Consider the following 13,421-nt stretch of genomic DNA (forward strand, 5'->3'; position numbering starts at 1 on the left):
CCCCGCGCACCCATAAGATAGCGATTCTGAAATGCCGAAGTGGCGGAATTGGCAGACGCGCTAGGTTCAGGGTCTAGTGGGCTTACGCTCGTGGGGGTTCGACTCCCCCCTTCGGCACCACCCCCTCCCCCCATCGCTATAAAATCGTAACCGGGACCGGTGTAAAGGAAAGCACGAGGATCGCCAGGGCGGCCAGGGCGAGCCAGCGCCGTGCGGCGCCCAGGTCCTCACCGTCATCGAGCGTCGCGGGATGGAGGAAGCGCACGCGGAGCCCGATCACGAGCAGCATCGCGGCGAACAGAAGGTAGGAGGGGGTGGGCCATCCCGCCAGGCTCAGCCCCATCAGGGCGACGAGGGCGGCGACCGAAAGGTTTTTCTGCCGCTTGCGGCCCAGGATGGCGTAGGCGATGTGCCCGCCGTCGAGCTGCCAGATGGGCAGGAGATTCAGGCTGGTGGCCAGCAGCCCGATCCAGGCCGCCATCGCCATCGGGTGCGCCATGAGGTCCTGCCGCTCCGGTGCGTACCCCAGCATCAGCATTCCCGCCAGCCGGAACAGGAGCGGTTCGCCGAAGCTCAGGCCGCCATCCCCGAGCGCCCCCCTGGGCACCAGGGTGGAAAGGCGGATGCCGATCGCCAGCACGGGCAGGGTGAAGACGAAACCGGCCAAAGGGCCGGCGATCCCGATGTCGAACAGGGCGCGCAAACCCCGGAACGGAGAGTGAATCCGGATGAAGGCCCCCAGCGTGCCGGTAAGGGGAAACGGCGCGGGAATGAACCAGGGGGGGGTCGAGCGCATCCCGTAATGCCGGCAGGCCAGGAAATGCCCGAATTCATGCGCCAGCAGGATGCCGACGAGCGACAGGGAGAAGGGGAGCCCCGCCAGGAGGATCCCGGGGCGGGAGAGAGCGATCAGGAGAAGGGAAAGAGGGCCCGGACCGCCCAGGGCATAGAAGAGGCCGGCAAGAGTGGTGGACAGGAGAGTCAGCCCCAGCAGCAACCAGAAGACGCCCCATTGTCGCCGGGACGGCGCCGGATTCGCCTGGACTGCCGGAAAATTACCGCTCACAACAATATTAGGCTTTCTGGCGACTGCGGAGCGGGGCTCTAGCCGTCGATACCGGGTGCGATCTTCTCCGCGCGGATTTCCTTGCCGGGCTTGAACCGGATGGTCTTTCCGGGTGGGATGGCCACCTCCTCGCCCGTGCGCGGATTGCGCCCGACACCGCTCTTTCTCGGTTTGACGATGAAGACGCCAAAGCCTCGCAGTTCAATTCTTTCGCCGCGCTTCAGCGCGTTCTTGAGCGAATTGAACACAGATTCCACCGCAATTTCCGCCTTTACCTTGGTGATATTCAGCTGCTCCGCGACACGGTTTACGATGTCCTGCTTTATCACGCTGAACCTCCCATAAATTGGTGAGAGCATTTTACTTGTGGTTAAAAAAGCTGTCAAGCCATTTCTATTTACACTATTTTGCCCGAGTGATAGACTCCCACTCTTTCGAGGAGTTCCCGAAGATGGTGCTACCCGATCACTGGATCCGCTCGATGGCCAAAAGCGAGCGCATGATTTCACCCTACGCCGAGCAGCGGCGGCGCAAGGGCAAGATCTCCTACGGCGCTTCCTCCTATGGCTACGATTTCAGGCTGGCCGATGACTATAAGATCCCCGATTTCAGCGGGATGAAAATTTCCGATCCGAAAAATATGGATGCGGCCCCCTTCACCGATTTCAAGGGGCCCTCCTGCGTCATCGCGCCGAATTCGTTCATCCTGGGGCGTTCGCTGGAATATTTCCGCATCCCGCGCGATGTCCTGGTGCTGTGCCAGGGCAAGTCCACCTACGCGCGTTCCGGCGTCATCGTCAACGTCACCCCCCTGGAACCGGAATGGGAGGGGTATATAACCGTATCGCTGGTCAATGCCTCCCCCGTTCCGGCCCGCGTCTGGTCGGGGGAGGGGATCGCCCAGTGCGTGTTTCTGCGCGCCGAGAGCGCCTGCAGGGTCTCCTACGCCGACCGCAAGGGGAAGTACCAGGCCCAGCAGCAGATCCACCTTGCCCGGGTATAGGGGGAGGGGACGGCCCGAATGAATACGTTCCGACACCGGAGGGCGATGGGAGGGCGCATGCGGGCGCTGGCGCCTGCGCTCCTGGCACTGGCGCTGCTGGCGCCGCTCGCCGGCTGCGGCTACCGCCTTGCGGGCTCCGGGGGCCGGCTGCCGGGGGGCTCCCGGTCGCTCGGGATCCCCACCCTGCGCAACCTGACCCACCAGCACGGGATCGAGCAGACGCTTACGGCGGCGCTGCTCGAGGAATTCACGCTGCGGAGCGGGGGGCGGGTCGATTCCCGGAGCACGGGGGCCGACGTGGTGCTGCTGGGGGACATTCTCGAGGTGACCTCCACCCCGGTCACCTTCGGCACCGAGCAGGCGGGCTCCCGCACCTTCGGTACCTCGTTCCTGGTGACGGTCCGGACCAGCGTGAGGCTCGTGCGCACCGGGGACGGCGCCGTGCTCTGGCAGAAGCCCGATTTCGTCTTCCGGGAACGGTACGCGCTCAATCCGAGCGTCGCGGACTTCTTCTCGGAGGAGAATCCCGCCCTCCGGCGGCTCGCGCGCAGCTTTGCCGCCAGTATCGCCGGCGCCGTCCTCGAGAGGGGAAGCCCATGATCCTCAGGAACCTGGAGGCCCTCGAGGCCGACCTCGGCGCCCGGCTGAGGCCGGTCTACCTCGTGCTGGGGCCGGAGGAGTTTCTCTGCCGCGAAGCGGTGCGGCTGTTGAAGCGGAAGGTCCTGTCTCCCGGGTCGGCCGATTTCGACCTTACCGATTTCGAGGCCGGAGCCGTCTCTGCGGACGGGATCCTCGAAGCGGCCAATACCTTTCCGATGGTGTCCGGCCGGCGGCTGGTCCTTGTGCGCGATGCCGCCCGGATCCGGGAGAGCGACCAGGAGGCGCTGATCGCCGGGCTGGAAACCCTCTCCCCGAAAACGGTCATGGTTTTCCTGGCGGGCGAAATGGATCACCGCAGGAAGTTTTACCGAACGCTCCTCGAGCGGCACTGCGTGTGCGAGTTCCAGAAACTCAAGGATGCGGCGCTGGAAAAGTGGGCGGCGGCGTGGCTGCGGCGGGAGGGGCGCACGCTGGCGCCCGGGGCGCTCAAACGGCTGCTGCAGATGGCGGGTTCGGACCTCGAGGCGCTCGCGGCGGAACTTGAAAAACTGGTGCTCTACGCGGGAGTCGCCGGGACGATCCCCGCCGAGGCGGTCGAGGGCCTGGTGCGCTCGAGCCGCCAGCACGACATCTTCCAGCTCATCGACGCGGTCGGGGCGAAAGACCGCAGCGGCGCCCTGCAGAAGCTGGCCGGGCTGCTGGGAACGGGGGAGCATCCGCTCGTCGTCGTCACCATGCTGGCCCGCCACTGCCGGCAGGTCCTGATCGCCCGGGAATGCCTCGAAAAACGGGTGAATGCGCGCGAGATCGCCGCCGCCGCCCAGGTCCCCCCCTTCGTCCTGGAGAAACTCCTGGGGCAGGCGAAGCGGGCGGAAACGGCGGTCATAGAGGAGATGTTTCTGCGCCTTGCGGCCATCGACAAGCAGCTGAAATCCTCCGCGCTCGACGGGCGCAGGCTGCTCGAGGGGTTGATCTGCGGGCTGGTGTGACCGCCCGGGCCCGCGGGGTCCCGGGCGTCATGACGCCCGCGGGGGAATCAGTCCTGCGCCGGGCGCGGGTGCGCCGCGTTCAGTCGCCGGGTGAGGCGTGATTTCTGCCGCGCCGCCGCATTGCGGCTGATGGCCTTTTTCTGCCGGGACTTGTCGATCACGGAATAGAGTTCGGCCAGGGATTTGCCGGATTCCGCCGAGACCTCCCCCTCGAGCTGTTCCCCGAACTTCTTCAGGCAGGTGCGGAGGGTGCTGCGGTTGCTGCGATTGTTCTCCCGGTGCTTCAGATTCTGCCGGTGTGCCTTGAGGGCCGACGCATGATTCGCCATTCGGACTTGCTCCCATTGTGTGTGCCAGACCAACGGAGCAGAGGGTGCTCTCCTCTCCTCCTAAAAACTCCTTACGATACAATCAGTTAAGATCAATGTCAAATAAATTTTTCCGATTGACTTCCCCGGCGGCCGGACCTAGAATTCCTTTTGAACATGAAAGCTCGATCTTGTTTTGGAAGCATGCTTTCCGGCAACATTCCGAATCCGCCTTTTCCCCCGTATTCGAGGTCAAACCCGGTTTGTAGATGAGAAAAGTCCTACTGTCCGACCGCAGCCTGCAGCTCCTGTTCGGCCCTCTTGACGAGAACGCGAAATTTCTCGAAAACCTTTTCGACGTCACGATCCAGACGCGCGACGGCGGGCTGACGATCGACGGCGAGGAGAAGGACGTCGCCGCGCTCGAAAGGATCCTGCTCGATTTCTCCGCGCTCGCCGACAGGGGGCACGCCATCACCAACGGCGACCTGAAATCGGCCTTCCGGCAGATCGCGGAAAACGCCGCGCTGTCGCTTCACGATTTCTTTCCCAAGATGCAGCTGCTGACCGGGGGGAAGCGCCAGGTGACGCCCAAGAGCCCGAACCAGCGGCGCTATATCGAGGCGATCAGGGGCAACGACATCGTCTTCGGCATCGGGCCGGGGGGGACGGGGAAGACGTTCCTGGCGGTCGCCATGGCCCTTACCTGCCTGATCGAGAAGAAGGTGTCGCGCATCATTCTCACCCGCCCCGCGGTCGAAGCGGGGGAGCGGCTGGGATTCCTCCCCGGCGACATCGAGGAGAAGATCAACCCCTACCTGCGGCCGCTGTACGACGCGCTCCATACCCTGCTCGAGAGCGAAAGGATCCAGCGCTACGTCGAGGAGAGGACCATCGAGATCGCCCCCCTGGCATTCATGCGCGGCAGGACTCTGGGGGACGCCTTCATCATCCTGGACGAGGCGCAGAACACCACCTCGGAGCAGATGAAGATGTTTCTGACCCGGATCGGGACGCGGTCCAAGGCCGTCATCACGGGCGACGTCACCCAGATCGACCTCCCCTTCGGGCGCGCCTCCGGGCTGGTGGAGGCCCGGAAGATCCTGGGCAGCGTCGAGGGGATCGCCTTCTGCTCCTTCAACGAGAACGACGTGGTTCGGCACCACCTGGTGCGGCTGATCATCAAGGCGTACCAGCGGCACGCCGAAAACGAACCGGGGAACGGGGACCATGCGCCAAGACCGTAGGACCAGGCTGGGCATCCTCTTCGGGGGCCGATCGGGGGAGCACGAGGTTTCGCTCACCTCCGCCGCCAGCGTGATCGCGGCCCTGGATCCCGGGGACTACGAGATCTTCGCCGCCGGCATCACCCCCTCCGGCCGGATTGCCCGCCCCTCCGAACTGAAGCGCATGCTGCCGGCCGAACTCCTCGGGCGGATCCGGCCGCTCGCGGCGATCGGAACGGAGGCCTCGGTGCTGCGGGTCGCCTCGGGCGCCCCCGAGGACCCGCCGGCGGCCGGCGGCGGCGACGGGGGGCCCGAGATCTGGTTTCCCCTGCTGCACGGCCCTTACGGCGAGGACGGCACCATGCAGGGTCTGCTGGAAATGGCCGGCCTCCCCTATATCGGGTGCGGCGTGCTGGCTTCGGCCGCCGCCATGGACAAGGACCTGGCCAAGCGGCTGCTCGCGCAGTCGGGGCTTCCGGTGACCCCTTCGATGACGGTCTTTGCGCGCGAACTGGAGGCCGGCCTGGGTTCGGTACGCGGGCGGGCCGAGCGCGCGTGGGGCTACCCGATGTTTTCCAAGCCCGCCAACCTCGGTTCTTCCGTGGGAGTGCACAAGATCCGGCGCCGGGAGGAATTCGGGGACGCCGTGCGCGATTCGGCCCGGTACGACCGGAAGATCCTGATCGAAAAGGGGATCGACGGCAGGGAGCTGGAATGCGCCGTTCTGGGCAACGACGGCGCGCGCGCCTCGGTGGTGGGGGAGGTGATTTCCGCCGGCGAGTTTTACGACTACGCATCGAAATATGTCAGCACGGAAAGCCGGCTGGAGATCCCGGCGCGGATCGACGCGGCGACGGCGGACGAAATCCGGACGCTGGCGCTCAGGGCCTTTGCCGCGCTGGACGGCAGCGGCCTGGCCCGGGTCGACTTCTTTCTGGACCGGGCTTCGGGCGGGGTCTGGATCAACGAGATCAACACCATGCCGGGCTTCACCCCCATCAGCATGTATACCAAGCTCTGGGCGGCCGCGGGGGTGCCGTTCGCGCAGCTGGTGAGGGAGCTGATCCGCCTGGGCCTGGAGCGCTTCGAGGAGAGAAACGGCCGGACCATGTCCCATCGGTGAGCGCGCCGGGAGCGATCCGGCTTGAACCCCCGGCGGCGGTCAAGCTAATATCGTGAAAACGGCAGGAGGATTTGGCCATGAGTTCTTTTACACCGGAAGATGCGCTCCGCGACCGGCTGCTGCGGGAAGACGACGAATACCGGGAGCTGGCCGCGGAGCATCGGAGATACGAGCAACAGCTCGAAGATCTGACGCGCAAGCATTTTCTCAGCGAAGAGGAAGAACTGCTGGAAAAGACCCTGAAGAAGAAGAAGCTGGCGCTCAAGGACAAGATGCATTTCCTGGTCCTGCGGCAGCGGAGGTAGGCGGCAAGGAGACGCCCGTCAGGCGCCGGAATCCCGTCCGGACAGGGGGTGCCACGGGTTTCCTGTTCATTCACCCCTGTCCAGGAAAGCGGCCCCATGGCAAGCGACGCATACCGGTTTTTGATCCCCCTCCTGATCCTGGGCGGCCTGGCCGCTTTTTTCTCCCTCCCCCTCCCGGCCGGGATCCTCTTCGTTCTCGCGCTCTTCACCGCGTTTTTCTTCCGCAACCCGGAGCGGCGTGTTCCGGGCGATCCCGGCCTGGTGGTCTCTCCGGCGGACGGAAAGGTCGTGAAGATCGCGCGCCGGGAGGACGGCGAACAGACCCTCAGCATATTCCTCAGCATCTTTGACGTTCACATCAACCGTTCCCCCATAGACGGGGTGCTGGAGGATCTCCTGTACAAGCGGGGGAAATTCAAGGTGGCCTTCGACGAGGAGGCGTCCCGCGTCAACGAGCAGAACATCCTCACGATCTCGGGCGGCGGCGTGCGGCTGGTGGTCAAGCAGGTCGCCGGGATGATCGCGCGCCGGGTGATCTGCTGGAAGAAGCCGGGGGAGCCGGTCCGCCGGGGTGAGGTGATCGGACTGATCCGGTTCGGCTCGCGGGTGGATGTCGTCCTTCCGGAGGGGGTACGGATTCCGGTCAAGGTGGGCGACCGGGTCCGGGGCGGATCGAGCGTGATCGGAGAGTGCGTATGAGCGACCCGGTGCTCGAGGACACGGGCGGCGGCGCGCGCCGCCTGGGACGCAGCGTTATCGTCCTTCCCACCCTTTTCACGGTGGGGAACCTGTTCTGCGGGTATTACGCCATCCTGTCCACGATGAACGGCTTGTACTCCCACGCCGCCTACGCCATCGGGATCGCCATCGTCCTCGATTCGATGGACGGGTTCATCGCCCGGCTCACCCATTCGACCTCCGCCTTCGGGCTGCAGCTCGACTCGCTCGCCGACGTCATCTCCTTCGGCATCGCACCGTCGGTGCTCGCCCTGGTCTGGGGGCTCGGGCCCGTGGACCAGCGGCTGGCCTGGATCGCCGCCTTCACCTTCACCATCTGCGGCGCCATGCGCCTGGCGCGCTACAACCTCCAGGCGGGAAATCTCAAGCACTTCGTCGGGCTGCCCATCCCCGCGGCGGGAGGGGCGGTGGCCGCCATCGTTCATTTTTTCGGCGGGCGCGTGACCGGCGTGCCGGCCGCCAGCCTGATGGCCGCCGTCGTCTTCGCGCTGGCGTTTCTGATGATCAGCACGCTGCGCTTCAGCAGCCTGAAGCACGTGGCGCTGGGGAAGAAATCCCACCTGGCGGTCCTCGTCATGGGGCTCCTCCTGGCGCTGATTTTCTATCTGTCCCGGCCGACCCTGCTGGCCCTGGCGGGGGTATACGTGCTGTCGGGCCCGGCGGCGCGCCTGTACTCCATGCTGCGGCGCAGGAAACCGGCGGAAGAAGAAGCGGAATCCGACCCCCGGTGACCGCGCCCCTCCCGCCGGCCGCACCCGATCGCCCCTATGCCCGTACATGAGCTGGAAGCCATCATTTTGAGACAGTACGCCCTCTCGGACGCCGATCGCGTCATCGTGGCGCTCTCGAGGGAGCAGGGGAAGGTGCGCGCCGCGGCCCGGGGGATCAAGAAGCCGCGAAGCCCCCTCGCCGGGTGCCTGGAACCCTCGAACCACGTGCGGCTGGAACTCTGGGTCCGGGAGGGGAGGGACCTCGGCCGGGTCCGGGGGGCGGAGCTCATCCACTCCTTCCTGGGCCGTACCCCCGATTACGGGAGGATGTGCGTTTTTTCCTACTTCGCCGAGCTGGTCGGCGAACTGGTCCCCGAGGGCCAGTCCAGCCCCGCGATGTTCCGGCTCCTGCTGGCCTGCCAGCACGCCGCGGAGGCGCGCCCCTCGTCCCGGGCGCTCGTGCGCTATTTTGAGGTGTGGTGCCTGAAACTCGGCGGCCTTCTGCCGAATTATGCCTATTGCTCCGGTTGTGGCAAGTGTGTTAAAGATGAGGGGTTTTTTGCATGGATCGAAGCCGGTCAAGCGCGCTGCGCGGCCTGTGCCGGGGGGCGGGGCATGCGGGTGGGGCCGGCGGCCGCCGCGGCTCTCGGGGAGATGATGGGCACCCCCCCCGAAAAGTTCGCGGCGAGCACCTTCCCGAGGGGCGCCCTGGAGGATCTCGAGCGCCTTTTCCGGAAGCTGCTCGAGCTGCACCTGGACAGACAACTTAAATCCTACAGGATTATGTGCGAGGCGGTTCAAGAAGAATAGATGCGATCGAAAAATCTTCAGCAGATCATCCTTACCCTGGAGCGGTTCTGGGACCGCAGGGGGTGCGTGCTCCAGCAGGCCTACGACGTCGAGGTGGGCGCGGGGACCATGGCGCCGGAGACCTTTCTCCGGGTCCTGGGTCCCGAACCCTACAGGGTCGCGTACGTGATGCCTTCGCGCCGCCCCACCGACGGGCGTTACGGCGACAACCCGAACCGGGTGCAGAAACACCACCAGTACCAGGTCATTCTCAAGCCGGCGCCGGCCGACGTGCAGGACCTCTACCTCGAGAGCCTGGCCGCCCTGGGCATCGACCTCGGCCGGCACGACCTCCGTTTCGAGGAGGACAACTGGGAGTCGCCCACCCTGGGAGCCTGGGGGGTCGGGTGGCAGGTCCTGCTCGACGGCCTCGAAATCACCCAGTTCACCTATTTTCAGCAGGCCGGCGGGGTCGAACTCGACCCGACGAGCGCGGAGATCACCTACGGGCTGGAAAGGATCGCGACCTTCATCGCCCAGGTGGACAGCATCTACGACCTCGGCTGGTCCGACGATGTCTCCTACCGCGACATCCGCCACCGCGAAGAGGTCGAGTTCTCCCGGTACAACTTCGAGGAGGCGAACGTGGAGATGCTGTTCCGGCTCTTCGCGCTTTACGAGGAGGAAAGCCGGCGCCTCGCCGCCATGGATCTCGTGCTCCCCGCCTACGATTATTGCCTCAAATGCTCGCACACCTTCAACCTGCTGGACGCCCGCGGCGCCATCAGCGTCACCGAGCGCGTGGGCATCATCGCGCGCGTGCGCCAGCTCGCGTGCGAGGTGGCGCGCCGATATCTGGAAAGCCGCGAGCGGCAGGGCTTCCCCCTGCTCGGGCGCAGCGCGTTACCGCAGCCGGAACCGGCTTCATAAGACGGGGATATGGAAAAATCAGAGCTTGTCGTCGAATTGGGAATGGAAGAAATCCCGGCGTCCATGATCGCCGATGCCGCGGAGCAGCTTGCGGGCCGCCTCGCCGCGGCGCTCCTGGAGCATCGCCTTCCGGCGGGGAAGCGCACGCTGTGGCACACCCCGCGCCGGATCATCCTGGGCCTCGAGGATATCCCGGTGCGGCAAAGCGACCTCGAGGAAACGATCATGGGGCCGCCCAGGAGGGTGGCCTACGACGCCGCCGGCAAACCGACGCGGGCGGCGCTCGGTTTCGCCGAAAAGAACGGGGTGTCCCTCGCGAGGGTCGGCGTCGTCGAAACCCCGAAGGGGGAATACCTATCGCTCGTGCGCCGGGTGCGCGGGGAACCCGCGGGCCGGATCCTCGCGCGGCTGATCCCCGAAGCCATCGGGTCCATCCAGTTCCCCAAGACGATGCACTGGAGCCCGGACCACTTCCGGTTCGCCCGGCCGGTGCGCTGGATCGTCGCCCTGTTTGGCGGCAGGGTGGTCCGGTTCCGGCTCGCGGACGTCGCCTCCTCGCGCTACACCTCCGGGCACCGGTTCCTGGGCCGTCGGCGGATCGCGGTGCGTTCCCTCGAATCCCTCGGGGAGGCGCTCCAGCGGAACGCGGTGCTGGCGGACCCCGCCCAGCGGCGCGCGCGCATCGAGGCGGGCCTCGCCGAGTGCGCCGCCCGGGCCGGAGGCCGGCTGCTCGAGGACGCGGCGCTGCTGGAAACGGTGGTGAACCTCAACGAGGCCCCGTCGGTGGTCCTGGGGAACTTCGAGGAGCGGTTTCTGGCGCTCCCGCAGGAGATCCTGATCACGGTCATGCGGGAACACCAGAAATACTTCTCGGTCCTCGACGGCGAGGGGAGGCTGCTCCCCTGTTTCCTGGCGGTGGTCAACCTGTTCTCCGACCCCGGGGGGGATATCCAGGCCGGGCATGAGCGCGTGCTCCGGGCCCGGCTGGCCGACGCGGCCTTCTTCTGGGAGACCGACCGCAGGCAGGCGCTCGCCGATCGGGCCCCCGCCCTCCGGAACGTGCTTTTCCAGGAAAAGCTCGGGTCCTACGACGAAAAGAGCCGCCGCGTCCTCGAGCTGCTCCCCCGCCTCGCCGAGGCGCTGGGCCGCCGGGAATGGCTCGCCGATCTCGAGACCGCCGCCCGCATGTACAAGTGCGACCTCATCACCGAAATGGTCAAGGAGTTCACCGACCTTCAGGGGGTCGTCGGGGGCCTGTACGCCCGCGCGGAGGGCTACCCGGAGACGGTCTGGCGCGCGGTATACGAACAGTACTATCCCAAATCCACGGCCTCCCCCTCGCCTTCGACGGGGCACGGGGCCGTCCTGGCGCTGGCCGACCGCCTCGACACCGTCACGGGGTGTTTCGCGATCGGGCTGGTCCCGTCGGGGTCGGGCGATCCCTTCGCGGTCCGCAGGCAGGGGAACGGGATCCTCAAGATCCTCTTCGACCACCGGTTGAGCCTCTCGCTCGGCCGGGCCATCGAGTGGAGCCTGGCCGCTCACGGCCGGGTGCCGGCGGACACCGCGGCGGAACTCGGACGCTTCTTCGAGGGGCGCCTCCGTTTCCTATTCGAGGAAATGGGTTTTGCCTACGACTGCGTTCATGCCGTGCTGGCGGCGGGCTTCGACGATCCCCTGGACGCGCTCGACCGGCTGCGCGCCCTCGAGGAAATCAGGCAGGAGGCCGATTTCCTCTCCCTGGCCTCCAATTTCAAACGGGTGGTCAACATCCTGGCCAAGGCGGGGGAAGGGACGGACCCGGCCGCCGGGCCGACCGGCTCCGAGGTGGAGGAATCCCTGCTGACCGAGACGGCGGAACGGGCCCTGTACCGGAGCTTCCTCGGCATCCGTCCCGAGGTGGATGCGGCGCGACGGCGCCATGATTACGTGCGCACGCTCCGGCTGATGGCCTCCATGCGGGGCGCGGTCGATACCTTTTTCAACGATGTCATGGTCATGGCCGAAGATCCGGCGACCCGGCGAAACCGGATCGCCCTGCTCTCCGCCATTTCCCGGCTTTTCAACAGCGTGGCGGACATTTCGAGGATAGTCGTCGAAAAGGGGGCGTGACGTGGATCGCACCCGGTTTTCCGTCCGGCGGGCTCTGGAATTGTTCGAGCCCTTTGACGACCGGTCGAAGGGCTGCAATAATTCCAAAGCGCTTTATGTCCCGGGGGCCGCAGCAGGTTGCCCCCCCAGGTGCTCTTAATAATCCCGATGGCGCCGGCGCGGCTGGCGCGGCGCCATTCTACTTGAGGAACTGAAAGATGATCTCCAAAGGAATCACTATTGCCCCCCCAGAGGGGAAACTGGGCGTTGTCATCCCCGGCATGGGCGCGGTCACCTCCACCTTCATCGCCGGAGTCCTGGCCATCAGGAAAGGCCTGGCCAAGCCGATCGGGTCGCTCACGCAGATGGGCACCATCCGGCTGGGAAAGCGCACCGACAACCGCATCCCGATGATCAAGGAGTTTCTCCCGCTCGCCTCCCTCGAGGACATCGTCTTCGGGGGATGGGACATCTTCTCCGACGACATGTACACCGCCAGCGTCAAGGCGGGGGTACTGGAGAAGAGCCTGCTCGACCAGATCCGCCCGGAAATGGAAGCCATCAAGCCGTGGCCGGCGGCCTTCGACAAGGCCTACGTCAAGAAGCTGGACGGCACGCACGTGAAAAAGGGCGCCAACAAGATGGAGCTGGCGGAGCAGGTCATGGAGGATATCCGCAACTTCCAGAAGGCCAACAACCTGACCCGCACCGTCATGGTGTGGATCGGCAGCACCGAGGTCTTCCTGAAGGCGTCGGCGGTGCACGCGACCATCGAGAGCTTTGAAAAGGGGATGAGGGAAAACGACCCCGGCATCGCCCCGAGCATGATCTACGCCTACGCCGCCATCAAGATGGGGATCCCGTACGCCAACGGCGCCCCCAACCTCACGGCCGACATCCCCGCGCTGCTGGAGCTGGCCAAACAGAACAACGTCCCGGTATGCGGCAAGGACTTCAAGACCGGGCAGACGCTCATGAAGACCATCCTGGCCCCGGGTTTGAAATCGCGCATGCTGGGCCTGAACGGCTGGTTCTCCACCAACATCCTGGGGAACCGGGACGGCGAGGTCCTGGACGACCCCGAGTCGTTCAAGACCAAGGAGGAGAGCAAGCTGTCGGTGCTGGAACACATCCTGCAGCCGAAGCTCTATCCCGACCTCTATTCCAACTACACCCACAAGGTCCGCATCAATTACTACCCGCCCAGGGGGGACGCCAAGGAGGGCTGGGACAACATCGACATCTTCGGCTGGCTCGGCTACCCGATGCAGATCAAGGTCGATTTCCTGTGCCGCGATTCCATCCTGGCGGCGCCCATCGCGCTCGACCTGGTGATCCTGCTCGACCTGGCGCACCGCTGCGGCATGGGCGGGATCCAGGAATGGCTGTCGTTCTACTTCAAGAGCCCGATGGTCGCACCGGGGCTCTACCCGGAGCACGACCTGTTCATCCAGCTCATCAAGCTGAAGAACACCATGCGCCACCTGAAGGGGGAGGACCTGATCACCCACCTGGGCCTGGAGTATTACGATTAGGGAGCAGG

At 65.6% G+C, this 13,421-nt stretch carries 15 protein-coding genes and 1 tRNA gene; 13 read left to right on the forward strand and 3 right to left on the reverse strand.

Annotated features, from left to right (window positions below; translation table 11 throughout):
* The first annotated feature begins 33 nt into the window (after positions 1-33).
* Positions 34-120, forward strand: a tRNA-Leu gene (locus tag GXY47_10905).
* 16 nt (positions 121-136) lie between these two features.
* On the opposite strand, the gene GXY47_10910 is transcribed toward GXY47_10905, so the two are convergent.
* Both GXY47_10910 and GXY47_10915 read right to left on the reverse strand, forming a co-directional pair.
* Complete coding sequence (locus GXY47_10910) at positions 137-997, reverse strand: site-2 protease family protein (protein ID NLV31648.1); 861 nt, start codon at positions 995-997, stop codon at positions 137-139.
* Positions 998-1,104: 107 nt separating this feature from the next.
* On the reverse strand, positions 1,105-1,395 hold the full coding sequence (locus GXY47_10915) for an integration host factor subunit beta (protein ID NLV31649.1): 291 nt from the start codon (positions 1,393-1,395) through the stop codon (positions 1,105-1,107).
* 122 nt (positions 1,396-1,517) lie between these two features.
* Between GXY47_10915 and GXY47_10920 the strand changes: the two genes are divergently transcribed.
* Genes GXY47_10920 through holA form a run of 3 tightly spaced genes read left to right on the forward strand, consistent with a single transcriptional unit; the run spans position 1,518 to position 3,658 of the window.
* A complete protein-coding gene (locus GXY47_10920; GenBank protein ID NLV31650.1) occupies positions 1,518-2,069 on the forward strand; it encodes a dCTP deaminase in 552 nt (183 codons plus the stop codon).
* 18 nt (positions 2,070-2,087) lie between these two features.
* Positions 2,088-2,669, forward strand: coding sequence for a hypothetical protein (locus GXY47_10925; protein ID NLV31651.1), 582 nt, complete (start codon positions 2,088-2,090; stop codon positions 2,667-2,669).
* Positions 2,666-3,658 (forward strand): DNA polymerase III subunit delta, encoded by a 993-nt coding sequence (holA, locus tag GXY47_10930; GenBank protein ID NLV31652.1) that lies wholly within the window; start codon positions 2,666-2,668, stop codon positions 3,656-3,658. Before GXY47_10925 ends, holA begins: the two co-directional genes overlap by 4 nt.
* 47 nt (positions 3,659-3,705) lie before the next feature.
* Here holA and rpsT read toward each other — a convergent pair whose 3' ends face one another.
* Positions 3,706-3,987: a 30S ribosomal protein S20 gene (gene rpsT / locus GXY47_10935; GenBank protein NLV31653.1), complete on the reverse strand. Its 282-nt coding sequence runs from the start codon at positions 3,985-3,987 to the stop codon at positions 3,706-3,708.
* Between the two features lie 248 nt (positions 3,988-4,235).
* Here rpsT and GXY47_10940 point away from each other — a divergent pair, with 248 nt between their 5' ends.
* From GXY47_10940 to GXY47_10980, 9 genes are all read left to right on the forward strand, one after another.
* Entirely contained in the window at positions 4,236-5,213 is a 978-nt protein-coding gene (locus GXY47_10940; protein ID NLV31654.1) for a PhoH family protein, read from the forward strand.
* Positions 5,197-6,315, forward strand: a complete 1,119-nt coding sequence (locus GXY47_10945; protein ID NLV31655.1) for a D-alanine--D-alanine ligase — start codon at positions 5,197-5,199, stop codon at positions 6,313-6,315. Before GXY47_10940 ends, GXY47_10945 begins: the two co-directional genes overlap by 17 nt.
* A gap of 77 nt (positions 6,316-6,392) precedes the next feature.
* On the forward strand, positions 6,393-6,620 hold the full coding sequence (locus GXY47_10950; protein ID NLV31656.1) for a DUF465 domain-containing protein: 228 nt from the start codon (positions 6,393-6,395) through the stop codon (positions 6,618-6,620).
* 96 nt (positions 6,621-6,716) lie between these two features.
* Positions 6,717-7,319, forward strand: a complete 603-nt coding sequence (locus GXY47_10955) for a phosphatidylserine decarboxylase (GenBank protein NLV31657.1) — start codon at positions 6,717-6,719, stop codon at positions 7,317-7,319.
* Positions 7,316-8,089: a CDP-diacylglycerol--serine O-phosphatidyltransferase gene (gene pssA, locus GXY47_10960; GenBank protein NLV31658.1), complete on the forward strand. Its 774-nt coding sequence runs from the start codon at positions 7,316-7,318 to the stop codon at positions 8,087-8,089. Before GXY47_10955 ends, pssA begins: the two co-directional genes overlap by 4 nt.
* A 36-nt stretch (positions 8,090-8,125) precedes the next feature.
* Positions 8,126-8,878: a DNA repair protein RecO gene (gene recO / locus GXY47_10965; GenBank protein NLV31659.1), complete on the forward strand. Its 753-nt coding sequence runs from the start codon at positions 8,126-8,128 to the stop codon at positions 8,876-8,878.
* A complete protein-coding gene (locus GXY47_10970; protein ID NLV31660.1) occupies positions 8,879-9,787 on the forward strand; it encodes a glycine--tRNA ligase subunit alpha in 909 nt (302 codons plus the stop codon).
* Between the two features lie 9 nt (positions 9,788-9,796).
* Positions 9,797-11,899, forward strand: coding sequence for a glycine--tRNA ligase subunit beta (locus GXY47_10975; GenBank protein ID NLV31661.1), 2,103 nt, complete (start codon positions 9,797-9,799; stop codon positions 11,897-11,899).
* 200 nt (positions 11,900-12,099) lie between these two features.
* Positions 12,100-13,413 carry an inositol-3-phosphate synthase gene (locus tag GXY47_10980; GenBank protein ID NLV31662.1) on the forward strand — a complete coding sequence of 438 codons (1,314 nt, stop codon included), beginning with the start codon at positions 12,100-12,102 and terminating at the stop codon, positions 13,411-13,413.
* Positions 13,414-13,421: the final 8 nt, after the last annotated feature.

The organism is Acidobacteriota bacterium, from assembly GCA_012729555.1.
In the GTDB taxonomy this organism is placed as follows: domain Bacteria; phylum Acidobacteriota; class UBA6911; order UBA6911; family UBA6911; genus UBA6911.

Excerpts from the sequence above, each read along its gene's own strand:
- GXY47_10920 (NLV31650.1), top strand. The coding sequence starts at position 1,518 with ATGGTGCTACCCGATCACTGGATCCGCTCGATGGCCAAAAGCGAGCGC.
- GXY47_10925 (NLV31651.1), top strand. The coding sequence starts at position 2,088 with ATGAATACGTTCCGACACCGGAGGGCGATGGGAGGGCGCATGCGGGCG.
- holA (NLV31652.1), top strand. The coding sequence starts at position 2,666 with ATGATCCTCAGGAACCTGGAGGCCCTCGAGGCCGACCTCGGCGCCCGG.
- rpsT (NLV31653.1), bottom strand. The coding sequence starts at position 3,987 with ATGGCGAATCATGCGTCGGCCCTCAAGGCACACCGGCAGAATCTGAAG.
- GXY47_10940 (NLV31654.1), top strand. The coding sequence starts at position 4,236 with ATGAGAAAAGTCCTACTGTCCGACCGCAGCCTGCAGCTCCTGTTCGGC.
- GXY47_10945 (NLV31655.1), top strand. The coding sequence starts at position 5,197 with ATGCGCCAAGACCGTAGGACCAGGCTGGGCATCCTCTTCGGGGGCCGA.
- GXY47_10950 (NLV31656.1), top strand. The coding sequence starts at position 6,393 with ATGAGTTCTTTTACACCGGAAGATGCGCTCCGCGACCGGCTGCTGCGG.
- GXY47_10955 (NLV31657.1), top strand. The coding sequence starts at position 6,717 with ATGGCAAGCGACGCATACCGGTTTTTGATCCCCCTCCTGATCCTGGGC.
- pssA (NLV31658.1), top strand. The coding sequence starts at position 7,316 with ATGAGCGACCCGGTGCTCGAGGACACGGGCGGCGGCGCGCGCCGCCTG.
- recO (NLV31659.1), top strand. The coding sequence starts at position 8,126 with ATGCCCGTACATGAGCTGGAAGCCATCATTTTGAGACAGTACGCCCTC.
- GXY47_10970 (NLV31660.1), top strand. The coding sequence starts at position 8,879 with ATGCGATCGAAAAATCTTCAGCAGATCATCCTTACCCTGGAGCGGTTC.
- GXY47_10975 (NLV31661.1), top strand. The coding sequence starts at position 9,797 with ATGGAAAAATCAGAGCTTGTCGTCGAATTGGGAATGGAAGAAATCCCG.